Annotated in this window: 16 protein-coding genes; 8 read left to right on the top strand and 8 right to left on the bottom strand. The window is 58.1% G+C overall.

The window, feature by feature from the left end:
* Window positions 1-204: 204 nt before the first annotated feature.
* A complete protein-coding gene (gene cysS, locus IAE27_RS01390) occupies window positions 205-1590 on the bottom strand; it encodes a cysteine--tRNA ligase (RefSeq protein ID WP_070557228.1) in 1386 nt (461 codons plus the stop codon).
* A 173-nt stretch (window positions 1591-1763) separates the two neighbouring features.
* Here cysS and ppiB point away from each other — a divergent pair, with 173 nt between their 5' ends.
* From ppiB to purK, 5 genes are all read left to right on the top strand, one after another.
* Entirely contained in the window at window positions 1764-2258 is a 495-nt protein-coding gene (gene ppiB / locus IAE27_RS01385; protein ID WP_004099775.1) for a peptidylprolyl isomerase B, read from the top strand.
* A gap of 3 nt (window positions 2259-2261) precedes the next feature.
* On the top strand, window positions 2262-2984 hold the full coding sequence (gene lpxH, locus IAE27_RS01380) for a UDP-2,3-diacylglucosamine diphosphatase (RefSeq protein ID WP_070557226.1): 723 nt from the start codon (window positions 2262-2264) through the stop codon (window positions 2982-2984).
* Window positions 2985-3089: 105 nt separating this feature from the next.
* Entirely contained in the window at window positions 3090-3419 is a 330-nt protein-coding gene (locus tag IAE27_RS01375) for a hypothetical protein (protein WP_070557225.1), read from the top strand.
* A gap of 96 nt (window positions 3420-3515) precedes the next feature.
* Window positions 3516-4025 carry a 5-(carboxyamino)imidazole ribonucleotide mutase gene (purE, locus tag IAE27_RS01370; protein WP_024273859.1) on the top strand — a complete coding sequence of 170 codons (510 nt, stop codon included), beginning with the start codon at window positions 3516-3518 and terminating at the stop codon, window positions 4023-4025.
* A complete protein-coding gene (purK, locus tag IAE27_RS01365; RefSeq protein ID WP_053064670.1) occupies window positions 4022-5089 on the top strand; it encodes a 5-(carboxyamino)imidazole ribonucleotide synthase in 1068 nt (355 codons plus the stop codon). Before purE ends, purK begins: the two co-directional genes overlap by 4 nt.
* Before the next feature lie 263 nt (window positions 5090-5352).
* Here purK and IAE27_RS01360 read toward each other — a convergent pair whose 3' ends face one another.
* From IAE27_RS01360 to IAE27_RS01345, 4 genes are read right to left on the bottom strand one after another with little or no spacing between them, the layout of a single operon-like run.
* A complete protein-coding gene (locus tag IAE27_RS01360; RefSeq protein WP_154022503.1) occupies window positions 5353-6246 on the bottom strand; it encodes a carbamate kinase in 894 nt (297 codons plus the stop codon).
* A gap of 9 nt (window positions 6247-6255) precedes the next feature.
* Window positions 6256-7059, bottom strand: coding sequence for a DUF2877 domain-containing protein (locus IAE27_RS01355; protein ID WP_004099764.1), 804 nt, complete (start codon window positions 7057-7059; stop codon window positions 6256-6258).
* A gap of 9 nt (window positions 7060-7068) precedes the next feature.
* Entirely contained in the window at window positions 7069-8328 is a 1260-nt protein-coding gene (locus IAE27_RS01350) for a DUF1116 domain-containing protein (RefSeq protein ID WP_004099762.1), read from the bottom strand.
* A gap of 9 nt (window positions 8329-8337) precedes the next feature.
* Complete coding sequence (locus IAE27_RS01345) at window positions 8338-10005, bottom strand: acyl-CoA synthetase FdrA (RefSeq protein WP_064370505.1); 1668 nt, start codon at window positions 10003-10005, stop codon at window positions 8338-8340.
* Window positions 10006-10320: 315 nt separating this feature from the next.
* Here IAE27_RS01345 and allD point away from each other — a divergent pair, with 315 nt between their 5' ends.
* Genes allD through allE form a run of 3 tightly spaced genes read left to right on the top strand, consistent with a single transcriptional unit; the run spans window position 10321 to window position 13420 of the window.
* Window positions 10321-11370: an ureidoglycolate dehydrogenase gene (gene allD, locus IAE27_RS01340; protein ID WP_004099759.1), complete on the top strand. Its 1050-nt coding sequence runs from the start codon at window positions 10321-10323 to the stop codon at window positions 11368-11370.
* A 21-nt stretch (window positions 11371-11391) separates the two neighbouring features.
* Entirely contained in the window at window positions 11392-12627 is a 1236-nt protein-coding gene (allC, locus tag IAE27_RS01335; protein WP_049128585.1) for an allantoate deiminase, read from the top strand.
* Window positions 12628-12637: 10 nt separating this feature from the next.
* Complete coding sequence (gene allE, locus IAE27_RS01330) at window positions 12638-13420, top strand: (S)-ureidoglycine aminohydrolase (protein ID WP_004111069.1); 783 nt, start codon at window positions 12638-12640, stop codon at window positions 13418-13420.
* A gap of 216 nt (window positions 13421-13636) precedes the next feature.
* On the opposite strand, the gene glxK is transcribed toward allE, so the two are convergent.
* The 3 genes from glxK to allB form a co-directional block, all read right to left on the bottom strand.
* On the bottom strand, window positions 13637-14782 hold the full coding sequence (glxK, locus tag IAE27_RS01325; RefSeq protein WP_004099756.1) for a glycerate 3-kinase: 1146 nt from the start codon (window positions 14780-14782) through the stop codon (window positions 13637-13639).
* A gap of 21 nt (window positions 14783-14803) precedes the next feature.
* Window positions 14804-16111 carry a uracil/xanthine transporter gene (locus IAE27_RS01320; RefSeq protein WP_154022502.1) on the bottom strand — a complete coding sequence of 436 codons (1308 nt, stop codon included), beginning with the start codon at window positions 16109-16111 and terminating at the stop codon, window positions 14804-14806.
* A gap of 160 nt (window positions 16112-16271) precedes the next feature.
* Window positions 16272-17633 (bottom strand): allantoinase AllB, encoded by a 1362-nt coding sequence (allB, locus tag IAE27_RS01315; RefSeq protein ID WP_154022501.1) that lies wholly within the window; start codon window positions 17631-17633, stop codon window positions 16272-16274.
* Between the last annotated feature and the right edge of the window lie 25 nt (window positions 17634-17658).

Here is a 17658-nt window from a genome sequence, read left to right as displayed (position 1 = left end):
CGCCGCCATCTTCCGATACCACGTCCTTTGTAGCACAGCCGGTCCCCTGGCTGCCTCCGGCAACCTGCACTTCCGCCTGCGACGAACGCTTCAGCCGCTGGTTAGGAGCGTGCGAAGGCGAAATCAGGACCGCGCTTCGTTTCTTAGCCTGAGTCAGGGCAAAAAAATGCCGGGGATGGCCCCGGCTAAAAAGAGAGAATGAGACTACTTACGGCGCCAGGTGGTACCCTGCGGGCCATCTTCCAGCACGATGCCCATCTCATTGAGACGGTCACGCGCGGCATCCGCCGCCGCCCAATCTTTCGTTTTACGCGCGTCCAGACGTTGCTGAATCAAAGACTCGATTTCCGCCACTTCCCCGTCGTCCGCCTGCGCGCCGCTCTGCAGGAAGGCATCCGGCTCCTGTTCGAGCAGACCGAGCACCGCAGAGAGCTTACGCATATGCGCCGCCATCGCGTTGGCCGCGGCGGCATCTTCGGTTTTCAGGCGGTTAACCTCACGCGCCATATCAAACAGCACGGAATAAGCCTCCGGAGTATTAAAATCGTCGTCCATCGCTTCAATGAAGCGCACTTCAAACGCTTCGCCGCCGGCCGGCGCTGCGGTTTTATCGGTTCCGCGCAGCGCGGTATACAGACGCTCCAGCGCGGAACGCGCCTGTTTTAAGTTCTCTTCGCTGTAGTTCAGCTGACTGCGATAGTGGCCGGACATCAGGAAGTAGCGAATGGTTTCCGCGTCATAGAACTTCAGGACGTCGCGCACGGTAAAGAAGTTGCCCAGCGATTTTGACATCTTCTCGCGGTCAACCATCACCATCCCGGAGTGCATCCAGTAGTTCACGTACTCGCCGTCGTGGGCGCAGGTGGACTGGGCGATTTCGTTTTCATGGTGCGGGAACATCAGATCCGAACCACCGCCGTGAATATCAAAATGGTTGCCCAGCTGTTTGCAGTTCATCGCTGAACACTCAATGTGCCAGCCCGGACGGCCCGCGCCCCACGGCGACGGCCAGCTTGGCTCGCCCTCTTTCGACATTTTCCACAGCACAAAGTCCATTGGATTATGCTTGACGTCAACGACATCAACGCGCGCGCCGGCCTGCAGCTGGTCGAGATCCTGACGCGACAGCTGGCCATAGTTCGGATCGGTCGGGACATCGAACATAACGTCGCCGTTGTCGGCAACATACGCGTGGCCTTTAGCGATCAGCTGCTCGGTAATCTCAATAATTTCCGCAATGTGATGAGTCGCTCGCGGCTCCATATCCGGGCGCAGGATATTCAGCGCGTCGAAGTCTTTGTGCATCTCGGCAATCATGCGGTCCACCAGCGCAACAAAGCTCTCGCCGTTTTCATTGGCACGCTTGATGATTTTGTCGTCAATGTCGGTGATGTTGCGCACATACTTTAGCTTGTAGCCTAAAAAACGCAGATAACGCGCAACCACGTCGAAGGAGACGAAGGTACGGCCATGACCGATGTGACAGAGGTCGTAAACGGTAATACCACACACGTACATGCCAACTTCCCCGGCATGGATAGGTTTAAATTCTTCTTTTTGGCGCGTCAGTGTATTAAAAATTTTTAACATCGAAGATTCCGTGTAGACGTGTGTGGATATAAGTCGCGTATTCTAACCTTAATTCAACCCCGAAGCAGCACACATTGCAAGGTGATCCAACCTCGCGGTTATGCTATAACAGCCCCCTATATCTCACCCGACACCGGGTGCAGGCACCACAATCATCGGAACAGGATGCAAAAATGGTTACTTTCCACACCAATCATGGCGATATCGTAATCAAGACGTTTGACGACAAAGCGCCGGAAACAGTTAAAAACTTCCTGGACTACTGTCGTGAAGGTTTCTACGACAACACCATTTTCCACCGTGTCATCAACGGTTTTATGATTCAGGGCGGCGGTTTTGAGCCGGGCATGAATCAGAAAACCACCAAGTCTCCTATTCAGAACGAAGCTAACAACGGTCTGAAAAACACCCGCGGCACCCTGGCGATGGCCCGTACTCAGGCGCCTCACTCCGCCACCGCGCAGTTCTTCATCAACGTCGCCGATAACGACTTCCTGAACTTCTCCGGCGAAAGCCTGCAGGGTTGGGGCTACTGCGTATTCGCAGAAGTCGTTGAGGGTATGGACGTGGTCGACAAAATCAAAGCGGTCGCCACCGGCCGCAGCGGCATGCATCAGGATGTGCCGAAAGAAGATGTTGTGATCAAAAGCGTCACCGTCAGCGAATAATTCGTGGCGACACTTTTTATTGCGGATTTACATCTGCAAACGGAAGAACCGGCGATTACCGCCGGTTTTCTGCGCTTTTTACAGGGGGAAGCCCGCAAGGCGGACGCCCTGTATATCCTCGGCGACCTGTTTGAAGCCTGGATCGGCGATGACGATCCCAACCCGCTGCATCGGCAAATTGCTTCAGCGCTGAAAGCGCTGGCCGATTCCGGCGTCCCCTGCTACTTCCTTCACGGCAACCGCGATTTTCTCGTCGGTCAGCGCTTTGCCCGCGAAAGCGCCATGACCCTGCTGCCGGAAGAGAAGCTTCTCGACCTCTACGGGCGCAAGGTGCTGATTATGCACGGCGACACCCTCTGCACCGACGATGCCGGCTATCTGGCGTTTCGCGCGAAAGTGCACAATCCCTGGATCCAACGCCTGTTTCTGGCCCTACCGCTGTTTATCCGCCGCCGTATCGCTGCCAGAATGCGCGCCGACAGCAAAGCGGCCAACAGCAGCAAGTCGATGGAAATTATGGATGTGAATCCACAGGCGGTCGTTGACGTTATGGAAAAACATCACGTTCAATGGCTAATTCACGGGCATACGCACCGTCCTGCCGTCCATCCGCTAGAAGCCAACGGTCAATCCGCATATCGCGTGGTTCTGGGCGCATGGCATAGCGAAGGTTCAATGGTCAAAGTGACGGCCGAAAAGGTCGAACTGATTCAGTTCCCCTTCTGAGTTCCAGCAAGCACTATTCCGAAAAAGCACTTCAGGCAGCAGAATGGCTGTCCTGACGTTTAACCCCAGGTTAATTTTCCAGCAAACCACTCTCAAGGAACGAGCATGCAAAAGTGGAGTCAGCCCCTGATTTGGGGAATGGTTATCGCCGTCATCGCCCCGATTACGGTAAGCTTTTTCGGTCTGGCGTTTATCTACCTCGGCTCGCTCAGCGTAGTGGGAATCGCAGTTTTACTCTGGGTGCTCTATTTTTACGCAATCTATCTGCTCTGCACACGTCCCCATGATGACCGCTTTGTGCAAATATACATGCTGGTCATGAGCATTCTTATGCTGCCCTGGGGAGTGGTGCTGGTTTTTACCTTTTTTGCCAGCGCGACCACCGCCCATAACCGGCGCGTTGCCCCCAGTCACGACGAGACAAAAGAGGGCTAGCCATGCGCACGCAACCGTTTTCCTTGCCGGGAGTTCATGCTATTCTCTGTGGCCTCTAAAGCAGTGTGCAACACACCCACAGGAGTTTTAAGACGCATGTCTTCCCGCAATAATTCGGCGCGTATCGCCATCGTGATGGGGTCCAAAAGCGACTGGGCTACCATGCAGTTTACCGCAGAAATCCTTGATGCCCTGAACGTTCCGTACCATGTCGAAGTGGTCTCCGCCCACCGCACCCCCGATAAACTGTTCAGCTTCGCCGAAGGCGCGCAAGGCAATGGTTTTCAGGTGATTATTGCCGGTGCGGGCGGCGCGGCGCATCTGCCGGGCATGATTGCGGCGAAAACGCTGGTGCCGGTGTTGGGCGTGCCGGTGCAGAGCGCAGCGCTGAGCGGCGTAGACAGCCTCTACTCCATCGTTCAGATGCCGCGCGGTATCCCGGTTGGTACGCTGGCTATCGGTAAAGCCGGTGCCGCCAACGCTGCCCTGCTGGCGGCGCAGATCCTCGCCCAGCACGATGCGGAACTGCACCAGCGCCTCAGCGCCTGGCGCCAGGCGCAAACCGATGAAGTGCTGGATAACCCGGATCCGCGGGGTGCGGCATGAAACAAGTTTGCGTTCTCGGTAACGGCCAGCTAGGCCGAATGCTGCGCCAGGCTGGCGAACCGCTGGGTATTGCGGTCTGGCCGGTCGGTCTCGAAGCCGACCCGGAAGCAGTGCCGGTACAGCAAAGCGTGATTACCGCAGAGATTGAACGCTGGCCGGAAACGGCGCTGACCCGCGAGCTGGCACGTCATTCCGCCTTCGTCAACCGCGACGTTTTTCCGGTTATCGCCGACCGTCTGACGCAAAAGCAGCTGTTCGATAAGCTAGAGCTCGCTACCGCGCCGTGGCAGCTTCTGGCGGAGAAAAGCGAATGGCCGACGGTATTCGCCCGTCTCGGCGAGCTGGCTATCGTTAAGCGCCGCGTCGGCGGCTATGATGGCCGCGGTCAGTGGCGTTTGCGGGAAAATGAAACCGCGCAGCTGCCGGATGATAACTACGGCGAGTGTATCGTTGAGCAGGGGATTAACTTCTCCGCCGAAGTGTCGCTGGTCGGCGCACGCGCCCGGGACGGCAGCACGGTCTTCTATCCGCTGACCCGCAACCTGCATCAGGACGGTATTTTACGCGCCAGCGTCGCCTTTCCGCAGGCCAACGCCCGCCAGCAGGCGCAGGCCGAACAAATGCTGACGGCGATCATGAATGAGCTGGGCTACGTTGGCGTGATGGCGATGGAGTGTTTTGTCACCGCTGATGGTCTGCTGATTAACGAACTGGCGCCACGCGTGCACAATAGCGGCCACTGGACGCAGAACGGCGCGTCCATCAGCCAGTTTGAGCTTCATCTGCGGGCGATTACCGATCTGCCGCTGCCGCCGCCGGTAGTGAACAGCCCGTCGGTGATGATCAACCTGATCGGTACCGATCTCAACTATGACTGGCTGAAGCTACCGCTGGTGCATCTGCACTGGTACGATAAAGAGGTGCGTCCGGGACGTAAAGTCGGCCACCTGAACCTGACCGACAGCGATACCGATCGCCTGAGCGCGACGCTGGAAGCGCTGAAGCCGCTGCTGCCGCCGGAATACGCCAGCGGTGTATTCTGGGCACAGGCGCAGCTGGCGTAATCCAGCTCTCCACAGTCCCGGAGGCGGTGCTGCGCACCTGTCCGGGCTACCTCTCTGGCATAATCCTTCGCCTGAATCCCGGCTTGCGGCGCGCTGCGCCTTAGCCGGGCTACCAGACCAACCATCATTTGCCCCGGAGCCATTCAACAAAATCCGCAAACTGCACGAACCCGTAGCCCGGGCAAGGCGCGTCGAGCGCCGCCCCCGGGGAAAGAGCGCAGGATATTTCAGCGTCTGCTTCGCCGCGTGATTTTATCTGTGCATCAGGGCCTAATGCAGGTTCCCGCCAGCCCGGCAAGGGTGTCATCGATACGTGACAGCGCCCCAATCCACGCCCGCTTGCCCCGACGGCGCACGTAGCCGCTTACCGCCGCGATTTTCGGCCCCATCGCGCCGTCGTCGCGGGCAAAAGGCGCCAGCTCTTCCGGCGTCGCTTCGCGGATCGGTCGCTGCATGGGGGTGCCCCAATGTTCATATACCGCATCCGCGTCGGTCAGGATCGCCAGGCCATCGGCATCAATCTGCTCCGCCAGCAGCGCGGCAGCGAGGTCTTTATCAATCACCGCCTCTGCGCCCTGCCCGCTCTCAAGCACCGGAATTCCGCCGCCGCCGCAGCATATCACCACGTGCCCCTCACCCAGCAGACGCTCAATCGACTCGCTCTCCTCAATCCTCACCGGCGTCGGCGAAGGAACCACCCGACGCACATATTTACCGTCGCGCTTCATCCTCCAGCCGTACTCATCTTCCAGCCGTTTTTGCAGCTCCGGATCGTAAACCGGACCAATAAACTTCTCCGGCGCCGAAAAGGCCGGATCGTTTGACGAGACTGTAATGCGGGTCATCACCGTCGATACCGGCGGCATGAGTGATTCCTGCGCCAGGCGCTGGGCCAGCATATAGCCAATCATGCCCTGGCTCTCCGCGACCAGCACGTCCAGCGGATAGGGCTCAACGTCGCCGTAGGCCAGATTTTGCAGCGCCAGCAGACCCACCTGCGGCCCGTTGCCGTGCACAATGGCCAGCCGATACGTCTGCGCCAGACGCGCCAGCGCGGGAACCGCGCTATCGATATTGCGGTACTGATTTTCTACGGTCAGCGCTTCCCCGCGCTGTAATAAAGCGTTGCCGCCAAGGGCAACAACCAGCGTTTTCATAAAAAGTCCTTAGATAAGATGTTGCGCCAGCCAGAATCCCAGAAGCGTGTCGGCGCCGGAGGTATGCCCCATCGCCAGCAGCGCTTCGACGGCGGGCTCGAGACGTCGTCCACGTTGCAGGGCGCAGGCAAAATGCATCAGCGGCGAAGCGAAGCGCCCCTCGCTGGCGTAGCGTAAATAGTTGACGCTCACCTGAGTGGTGGCCGCGCGCAGATCGCCGGAGGCGCGAAAAAATGCCCTTCCGCCGCAGGGTGACATGCGCCCCGAGCGCCACGCCGCCAGCATCATGCCGATCAGCATGTCGTCCAGGCTGGGCGTCAGGCCCGGCCCCTTGCCCAGCCACAGGCGCCAGTCGACGGCGTTGCCGGCCAGCGCGGAGGCAAAACAGTGGCGAAGCTGGCGCAGCTCGGGATGCTGCCGCAGCTCGATAGCCTGCGACAGCGGCCCGAACAGCCCGGTCTCCTCCGGTCGACTCATCAGCGCTGGCGGGAGATAAGCGTTTACGGATTGACAGCGGAGCCGCAGGGAGCAGCGCCTGCGCGGCGGCATCAGCAAAAGATCGCCGACCTGAATACCGTCATTCCGCGCTATCGGCGACGCCCCCGTCCGCAGCGCCGCGTGCAGCCGGATAAAATCGCGATGACGAACAACCCATCCGCCGGGGCTCACGCCCTGCCCCCGATGATGTAGCGTCAGCAGCGCGCCGCCTGCAACATAGAGGTTAATGGTGCGCCGCCAGAGGCCGCCGGTTCGCCACGGTTGGCGATGATCCGGCGCATCGACGCTGCCTATCAGCGGACGAATCCTCTCCATCGCGCTACCTCAACTCACGCCCAGTTCGTCCGCCAGCGCTTCCAGCGCCTGCTCGAAACAGGCCAGCGGCGCTCTGACGGTTCCGGCGCCAATCTGGCCGATCCCCGCTTCTTTATGGGCGATCCCGGTGTTAATGAGCGGCGTAATACCGGTTTCAACCACCCGGCGAATATCCAGTCCAAGACAGGCACCCTGGAAATCCCAGCCAGGAATCTGCAACTGCATATTGCGCTCAAGGAAGATTTCCGCCATCTCCTCCGAAACGGATTTTGCCGCCTCCATTCCGCCAGCGCCGACAAAGCGGGTCACCCCCGGCGCCGCAATCATCGCCGCGCCGCCGATGCCGAAGGTTTCGGTAATGGCGCTGTCGCCCATATCCGGGTTGGCCTGTTCCTGAGAGAAACCGGTAAAGAACAACCCCTGCGGCGTATTCACCGGTGCGGTAAACCAGCGGTCGCCCAGTCCGCTAACGCGAATACCGAACATATCGCCGTTGCGGGTCATCGCGGTGACAATACTGCCGGCGCGGATCTGCGCCCCGGCATCCATCGCTGATTTGCAGTAGGCCATCGCCAGGTTGAGGAAGAACTGATCGGTGATGGCGAGAAAATCCATCACTTCGGCGATCTGTTGTTTGTCGTGGTCGAGTCGCGCCAGATGCGGTGCCAGCGTGCGCATCAGCAGCGCGGAGGTGGCGATATTACGCTGGTGGAACTCATCGCCCATGGTGATGCCCTGCGCCATCATCGCGGTGAGATCAATGCCGCGCGTCATCTGTTTCAGCGCCGCACTGAGGACGGGCATCAGCACATCGCGCATCCAGCGCAGGCGCTGCTGCACGTCTTCGCCGTAGGCGCCGAAACGCATCACCTTGCCAATGCCTTCGTTCAGGTTGCAATACGCGCGGTTACCTTCGGCGATGTTCTCCACGACCAGCATCGGCATATTCGGCGAAGTAATACCGCCCATCGGCCCTACGGCATTAACGTGGTGGCAGGGAATAAAGGTAATCTCGCCGTTTTCCAGCATCGCGTGGGCCGTTTTCTCATCCTGCGCCCAGCCTTCGAACAGGCAGGCGCCAATGCAGGCCCCTTTCATCGGACCGGTCATCTCCTGCCAGCGCATCGGCGGCCCGGCGTGGAGCAGCGTTTTGTTTTGATTCAGCGCCCCGATTAAAGAACCCGCTGGCTTCACATCCAGCCAGTGCGGACGTGCATTACGAATTCGTTCTATTACTGCGTCATTGGCCTGCGCCACTGATGTAAACATAGAGACCTCTTATTGCAAACGTTCTAATAAACGAGCCAGTTTCTTATTCCCACCGGCAATCGGCGCCCACTGATAGTGAACAACCGGCGTTCCGGCGGTCTGTAAATCGAGCGCAAAGCTGCGCAGGCCGGCATTAATCACCGACACGCCGTCCAGCAGGCCGGCGCGCGGGGCAGGAGCGGCTTTCCGCGGCGGGCTAATCAGCGCGGCGGCAAGCAAGGTAGCTTCAGGCAGGCTATCGACCACGGCGATCCCCGCATCTTCAAGGACTGAAATCTGACGGGAGCGGCACTGCGGATCGCTTTCGGTTCCGGTCACCGTCGCGATAACGTGCAGCGGACTATCGTCGGCTCTGGTCGCCCACGCCCGCTGGCATGCTTCGACCAGCGAGCCGGCCGGATCGGCGGTGGCGCCGTAGCCAATCACTACGTCCAGCAGCAGTACGCCAACCTGAGTTTCCGCGCCAAGTTCGGCAATCAGCTGGTTGCGCAGAGAGGGGTCGATCATCGGATGCGGACGGCCGACGGTGTAAAAATCGTCACCAAGATCGACGACCCGGTGCCCCTGCGCGTTGAGCATCATGCCCTGCGGGTGATGCGCATCAGGGGTAATGTTCAGCCGTTCTGCCAGCAATCCTGCGGATTCAGCAGCTAGCGTACCGCCGGTGTATAAGCCGCGAATTTGCTTGCCCGCCACCGCGGGAAGGCTTGCCTGACGCCGCCCCACTCGCGCCAGCAGGCAGGCCAGACGCCCGGCCTCGTCAAGCGTGCGGGCGAACCAGACGTTTTCATCGCGGGCGATCGGCGGCGTATAGCCGAGAAATAGCGCCACCACCGGTTTCGCGCTGCGCTTCATGGCGGCGATGATCTTCAGACGCACCGCTTCGGCGGGAGGTTTAGAAACAAAGGCCAGCACCTGGCTCTGCGCATCCTGGGTCAGCATTTCCAGCGCCGTTTGCGCGCTGATACCGCCCACTTCGGCGCTCAGATCGCGGCCGCCGAGACCGATCGCATGGCTGATCCCTTCGCCGCCGAGGACAATCTGCGAGACCAGCTCCTGAATACCGGTGCCGGACGCGCCAATAACGCCGATGTTGCCTTCCGGCGTAACGTTGGCGAAAGCCAGCGGCGTGCCGGCAATCATGGCGGTGCCGCAGTCCGGCCCCATGACCAGCAGCCCTTTGTCACGGGCGCGGGTTTTGAGCGCGATTTCATCTTCCAGCGTGACGTTGTCGGAGAAGATCATGACGTTTTTCTCGCTGCTGAGCGCCTGATGGGCAAGCTCCGCGGCGTACTCCCCGGCAACGGAAATTAAGGTCATATTGGCCTGCGGTAGCTTCTGCGTTGCGCTTTGCCAGCGGCGAACCACGCTCAGGCTCTGACTTTGCCCGCTCCCCTGCGCCAGGGCGGTAAGGGCCTCATCAAGACGGGCAGCGATCATTTGCGTAACCGACGCATCCGCGCAATCGGTGCGGATCGCCACGCAAATGTCATTTGGCGTCGCGCTGGCAAAATCGTCGTGCCAGAACCCGGTCGTTTCCAACAGCGATTTATTTGCCGGTGTGCCCATCATGACTGAAACATCATCGACATTTTCCGACTCGCTCAGCTTGCGTGAAATAATCATTAAGCTGACCGAATCCTGGAAACAGCCCTTTTTAATAAAGGCATGGATCATAATAACTCCCCAATAATTGCACCCATTGCAATTGAATGAGCATGGTTAATCTGCCATCAGGCTAACGGGATAAAATTATCGACGGCGTGACCGGAATCACATGAGAATTATTACAAGACGCTTTCAAATAAAGCCGAAGGCATTAGCCCGAGTTTTTTAATGAATAGATTAACCGGGTCCCTTCTGACAAACCCACGGTGATTATTAAATAAAATCTAACTAACTATTTTTACCAATACAGATCACAATTTAAGTTTATTTTCCCCGTATTTTATTTGGCAGTCAGGCTCTACACCGTCGTTAAAAGGAAGACAGATGAAAGTCAGTCGGGAAACACTTCATCAGCTTATTGCCAATAAGCTGAATACAGCAGGGCTTACTCGCAATCATGCGGATATCATTGCCGATGTACTGGTTTATGCCGATGCCAGGGGTATTCATTCGCACGGCGCGGTTCGCGTTGAATATTATGCGGAACGTATTTCAAAAGGCGGAACCAATCGTCATCCCACCTTCACCTTTGAAAAGAACGGCCCCTGCAGCGGTATTTTGCATGCCGATAATGCCGCCGGTCAGGTGGCCGCCAAAATGGGCATGGAGCACGCGATAGAATTGGCCAGGGAAAACGGCGTGGCCGTGGTCGGCATCCGGCGTATGGGCCACAGCGGAGCGATCTCTTACTTCACCCGGCAGGCCGCCCGCGCCGGGCTAATCGGGATTTCGCTGTGCCAGTCGGACCCGATGGTCGTGCCTTTTGGCGGGGCGGAAATCTATTACGGAACCAACCCGCTGGCCTTTGCCGCGCCCGGCGAGGGCGATGATATCATCACCTTCGACATGGCCACCACGGTACAGGCATGGGGGAAAATTCTCGACGCCCGCTCGCGCCATGAAACCATTCCCGATAGCTGGGCGGTGGATAAAAACGGCGCGCCGACCCGCGATCCTTTTGCCGTTCACGCCCTGCTTCCGGCAGCCGGCCCGAAAGGCTACGGCCTGATGATGATGATCGACGTCCTCTCCGGCATTTTGCTCAATCTCCCCTTCGGCCGCCAGGTCAGCTCTATGTACGACAACCTGAGCCAGGGACGCGAGCTGGGCCAGCTGCATATCGTCATCAACCCGGCATTTTTCTCCTCCAGCGCGCTATTCCGCCAGCATATCAGCGACACCATGCGTGAATTAAACGCCATCACGCCAGCGCCCGGATTTAACCAGGTGTATTACCCCGGGCAGAACCTGGATATCAATGAGAAAAACAGCGCCGTCAACGGTATCGAGATCGTTGATGAGATTTATGACTATCTGGTTTCGGACGCTTTATATAACCGCTCTTATGAAACCAATTCCCCGTTTGCTCAATAAATTAAAATACAGGAGTTGCGTATGGCTCATTATTTTCGACAGGCAATAGAAGAGACATTGCCCTGGCTTTCCTCTTTCGGCGCCGACCCGACCGGGGGCATAACCCGCCTGCTCTATTCGCCAGAATGGCTGCAGGCGCAGCAGGCATTCAAGCAAAGAATGAGCGAAAGCGGACTGGAAACGCGCTTTGATGAAGTGGGCAACCTCTATGGTCGCCTGCCCGGCACGCGCTTTCCCGATGAGGTTATCCTCAGCGGTTCGCATATTGATAGCGTCGTTAACGGCGGCAATCTTGACGGCCAGTTCGGCGCGCTGGCGGCCTGGCTGGCGGTTCGCTGGCTAAAAGAGACCTACGGGGCGCCGCTGCGCACCGTGGAAGTGCTGGCGTTAGCGGAAGAAGAAGGTAGCCGCTTCCCTTACGTCTTCTGGGGTAGCAAAAATATCGTCGGCATCGCTAATCCAGCGGACGTACGCGAAATTAAAGACGCTAAAGGCGTGGCGTTTATCGATGCCATGAAGCAGTGCGGTTTCAGCCTACCCGGCGCTCCGCTGGCGCCGCGCCGGGATATTAAAGCCTTCGTAGAGCTGCATATTGAGCAGGGTCGCGTGCTGGAAACCAACAAGCAGTCTATCGGCGTGGTCAACGCCATAGTCGGACAGCGTCGCTACACCATCACCCTCACCGGCGAGTCTAACCATGCCGGCACGACGCCAATGGGCTACCGTCGCGATACCGTCCACGCCTTTAGCCGTATCTGCTGCGAATCTATCGCCAAAGCAAAAGCCCACGGTGACCCGCTGGTGCTCACCTTCGGTAAAGTCGACCCGCAGCCGAATACCGTCAACGTGGTACCGGGCAAAACCGTCTTCACTATGGACTGCCGCCATACCGATGCTCTGGAGTTAACGGCATTTACTGAGGTCATTGAGGCCGATATGCGGCGGATCTGCCAGGAGATGGATATCGGCATTGAGATCGACCTGTGGATGGATGAGGCTCCGGTTCCCATGGATAAGAAGCTGGTGGCCCAGCTCACCGCGCTTTGTGAAAAAGAGAAGGTGAATTTCCGCGTGATGCACAGCGGCGCGGGACACGACGCGCAGATATTCGCTCCCTGCTTCCCGACCTGCATGATCTTTATGCCGAGCATCAAAGGCATCAGCCATAACCCGGCGGAAAGCACGCATATCGAGGATCTGGCGGAAGGCGTAAAAACGCTCGCCTTAATGTTGCATCAACTGGCCTGGACTGAATAAGGAAACGATCATGGGTTATTTAAATAATGTGCTTGGCTATCGCGATGATTTACTGGCCAGCCGTTCCATCGTGCGCCACGGCAATTACGCGCTGCTGACGCCAGACGGTCTGGTCAAGAACGTTATTCCGGGTTTTGAACATTGCGATGTGACTATTTTGTCAACGCCGAAATTAGGCGCCACCTTTGTTGATTATCTGGTCACGCTGCATGAAAACGGCGGTCATCAAAGCGGTTTTGGCGGCGAGGGCATCGAGACCTTCCTGTATGTGATTAAGGGAGAAATCATCGCCGGGGCTCAGGGTAAATCCTTCGCGCTGACCGAAGGCGGTTATCTTTACTGCCCGCCGGGTGAGCGGATGACTTTCAGTAATAACCATTCAGCCGATAGCCAGCTCTTCCTCTATAAGCGCCGCTATATTCCGACAGAGGGCCATGCGCCTTATCTGGTCACCGGCAACGTCAGCCAGCTGGAGCGTATTCATTATGAAGGAATGGAAGACGTTATTCTGATCGATTTCCTGCCAAAAGAGCTGGGCTTCGATATGAATATGCATATTCTCTCTTTCGCACCGGGGGCCAGCCACGGCTACATTGAAACCCACGTCCAGGAGCATGGCGCCTATATTCTCTCCGGCCAGGGAGTGTATAACCTCGACAACAGCTGGGTTCCGGTCAAGCAAGGCGATTATATCTTTATGGGCGCTTACTCCCTGCAGGCGGGATACGGCGTCGGACGGGAAACGTTCAGCTACATCTATTCAAAAGACTGCAACCGCGACGTTGAGATCTGATGGCTGACAAGCTGCAAACGTTACTATTGCCCGCTGACGCGGGCCTACGGATTCAGTACAACTTTTTGCTATCGTCAATTTCGTAGGCCGGGTAAGGCGCCAGCCGCCAAAACGCGGGCGCAGTGTTCAAACAGGTTGGTTATCAAACGCCCAGAATTCACTTTTTTGTTTAGCTATGTTGGATTTTGCCACGGTGTGAACCGTGGCATTTTTTATTCAGGCAGGCAGCGTCTGGCCAAGCTTGATGGCGCAGGCGATATTGCGCGCGCAGGCGTAAAGATTCTGCTCGCCGCGATCCAGCACCTCGGCCAGCGGCGCCAGCGCGGGAAGGATGCTAAAGACCGCATCAATACCATGCTGATGCACCGCTTCGACGCCGTCACCCAGCACGCCGGCGATGCCGATAACCGGAATGCCGTGCTTTTTGGCGATCCGCGCCACGCCAACCGGCGCTTTGCCGCCGACGGTTTGCGAATCCATACGCCCTTCGCCGGTGATCACCAGGTCCGCATCGCGCAGCGCCTCCTCCAGATGAACCGCCTCCAGCACAATATCAATGCCCGATTTCAGCGTGGCGTTAAGGAATACGCGAGCCGCCGCGCCCATCCCGCCGGCCGCGCCGCCGCCGACCATCGCCGTCACATCCTGACCGGTTGCCGCCAGCAGCACCTGAGCGTAATTTTCTAAACCGCGCTCCAGAACGGCGACCATGCCTGCGCAGGCCCCTTTTTGCGGGCCAAAGACCGCCGCCGCGCCGCGTTCGCCGAGTAGCGGATTATCCACATCGCAGGCTACGTCAATCCGGCACTCGCGAAGTCGCGGGTCGAGATCGCGTAAATCAACGTTGACCAGCCGCTCTAACGCTCCGCCGCCGAGGCCGACGCTCTCGCCGCGTTCATCAACAAAGCGTGCTCCCAGCGCCTGAGCCATCCCCATTCCGCCGTCCACCGTGGCGCTGCCGCCAATACCGAGAATTATGTGACGGACGCCGGCGTCCAGCGCATGGCGAATCAGCTCACCGGTGCCGTAGCTGGTGGCCTGCAGGGGGTTGCGTTCGTCGGGGGGAACCAGCATGAGTCCGCTGGCCGCCGCCATCTCAATAAACGCGGTGTGTCCGTCGCCGCTCAGGCCATAGAAAGCGCCGACAAAATCGCCCATCGGCCCCATGACCGGCAGCATCACCATTTTACCCTCGGTGGCCTCAACCATTGCCTCCACCGTCCCCTCGCCGCCGTCGGCGATCGGCAGACAGATGCACTCCGCCTGCGGGAAAATAGAGGTAAAGCCCGCCTTAATCGCCTGGGCGCAGCGGCTGGCGCTTACGCTTTCTTTGAAAGAGTCCGGTGCAATAATTATTTTCATGGTTCATCCTTTTTAATGTCATTACTTAATACGATCCCAGGGAATGAGATTTTCCATCACCACCGCCAGCAGCACGCCGATTAATAAGCCGTTGCCTAATAGCGGTCGAATTGTCAGGGGCAGCGTCTGGAGATAGACCGGCGGCAGGCCCATTAAAAAGATGCCGATAAATAACGGCAGCGCCAGCCGGTAGATATTTCGTGCGGTGAAGGTGATTTGTTTACTGAAAGATAAGCTGGAATATAACAACGGAAGATAGGAGACCAGCATGACCGCGCTGCTAATCGGCAAAGGCAGCGTGGTAAAAAAGTGGGTCAGCGGCGTAAATAGTCCCACCAGCAGACAGCACAGGCAGCCGATAATAAACGGCTGGCGCGAAGTCTCTCCAGTTTGGGTTAATAAACCTATCGATGAAACAAAAGGCGAAAACGGCACCACGCTGAGCGGAACCGTTATTAAGGTCATCAGGCCGGAGATAATAAAGCTTCGTCGGTAGCGGGTATTGCTGGCGCCCAGCAGGGGATAAAAAACGTCGCTACCGCGAATTGCGCCGTAGGTATTCGTAATATTCACCAGCCCCGCCAGCAGTGCCGTCAAAATAATGCCGGGGCGTAACTCCCCGCCGTAGCCAAGTGGAAACCACTGCCAGTGAATCGGCCCGGATGCCATCGTGGCGGGCGGAGTGCGAAACAGCAGGTACCAGCCAGCCCAGCCTACGAGGGTGCCAAACAGCAGGGCATAGCGAGCAATGCCATCCGGAAGAAAAATGATCATCCCCAGCACCAACAGCATCACCGCCAGCGCCAGGCTAAACGGCGCCAGCTGAACGCCCACGTTAGCCTGGGTCGAACTGAAAGGCAGCCCGAGCATGCCTTTAAAAAAGATCGTGGTGAGCTGCGCGCCGAGCAGCAGCATAAAAAAGACCATGACCGTCGGGCTGAAGAGCTTCGCCAGGCGGTGACCGATGCCGCTCACGCCGATGATGATGGTGAATATCGCCGACAGAGAGATGCCAACCGCCAGGCTTGACGCAATGCTGGCAAATGGAGTGCCGCGCGCGGCTTCACCGACGGTGACGGTCAGGATAGTGCTCCACCATAGTCCCGTAGGCCCTTCCATAATCGCCCGACGATGGCCCAGCAGCGCCTGCGCCAGGCAGGCCAGCCCGGTGGTGATAAAACCGTACTGAGTCAGCGTAATCAGCGCGCTGGCGGGCAGCTGAAAAGCAGACTGTAATGTCGGCGGTACCACGACGGTGTTGCAGAAAATAAAGAAGAACCATTGAAATCCCGCCAGGGTGTTTCGTTTATTGAGCGGAAATACCACCATGATTGAATCCTGAAAAAGCGCCTGCCGTTAAACAGGCGCTGAGCATGGAATGGGGCAAGTGATTCCCCGGGTCGCGGCTTGCGCCTTATCCGGGCGACAAATCGGCTCGTAGCCCGGAGAAGGCGTTTACGCCGCAAGCCGGGAATTCACCGGATCCCCGTTACTGCTGATGCTTAAGGATAAATTTCCCCTTCGGCGCGTGCGGGAAGCCCTGCTCGATGTCATAGATCACATCGCCGCGCAGGAGGGTTCTGGCGATCCGCGCGCCAATCGTACGGCCGACGTAAGGGCTGACTTTATGGCGATATTCAAGGTCTTCCGCCTGCAGAACGTAGCTGCTGTTCGGCTGAATAAGCACCAGGTCGGCGTCTTTGCCCGGCGCGATGCGACCCTTATGCTTCAGGCCGAAAATATCCGCGGCGTTGGTCGCCATCAGGCGAGCAAACTGCGGCAAAGGCATACCGCGCTTCTGCACCGCTTCATCGAACATGACATCCATACAGTTTTGCAAACCGGCAATCCCGCCCCAGGCCTGCATGATATTGCCCGCCTTCATTTCCGGCGGGCACGGAGAGTGGTCGGACACCAGGCAGTCGATCTCACCGTTGAATAGCTTTTCCCACAGCCCTTTCTGATTTTCCGCGTCGCGGATCGGCGGAGAGCATTTCGCCAGGGTGCCAATCTTTTCAAACTGTTCGGTATCCAGTACAAAGTAGTGCGGGCAGGATTCGCAGGTGACATCCTGACCTTCCTGACGGGCGCGCGTCACTTCGGCGACCCCTTCCGGGCTGCTGACGTGGCACACGTGCAGGCGGCAACCGGCGACCTTCGCCAGATACAGAACGCGGCGGATCGCCTCAACTTCGGTGAATACCGGACGGGAGGCGACGTAATCATGGGCGGTCACGCGCCCTTCTCTTTTCGCCTCTTCGCCCAGCTCATCGCAGATCAGCGCGTTTTCGCAGTGCACCAGTACCGTCTGCTTCATCTCGGCCAGCTTTTGTACGCCTTTGAAGAACTGCCAGTCGTTAACGTCGCGGAAGTCATTGTCAATCCCGCGATCGCCGCAGGTCGCGACGAAGCATTTGAACCCCACCACGCCCACTTCATCCAGCTCGTGCAGCCGGTCAAGGTTATAGGAGACCAGGCCGCCAAGCTGCGCGGCATCGATGGTCAACTTGCCTTTCGCGGCGTCGAATTTCAGCTCAATGGTCTCTCGATCGACGGTGGCCGGCAGCTGGTTCAGCGGCATTTCGATCATCGTAGTGATGCCCCCTTTTGCCGCCGCGCGGGTACCCGTTTCGTATCCTTCCCAGTGGGTACGACCCGGCTCAGAGATGTGCGTATGCGCATCGACCATCCCCGGCGAAACGATCAGCCCCGTGGCATCCATGATCTGCTTCGCGTCCCCCAGGTTTTCACCGATAGCGGCAATTTTGCCGTCAGCAACCGCGATATCGACTTCCCGGGATTCGTTTTCCAGAATGACGGTGCCGTTTTTAATGATTAAATCAAAAGACATATAAAACTCCTTGTATGTGTACAGA

The organism is Klebsiella sp. S69, assembly GCF_016516145.1.
GTDB classification, from domain to species: Bacteria; Pseudomonadota; Gammaproteobacteria; order Enterobacterales; family Enterobacteriaceae; genus Klebsiella; species Klebsiella oxytoca.
The sequence above is the reverse complement of the archived record's forward strand: the minus strand, read 5'-3'. Positions and strand labels throughout refer to the sequence as shown.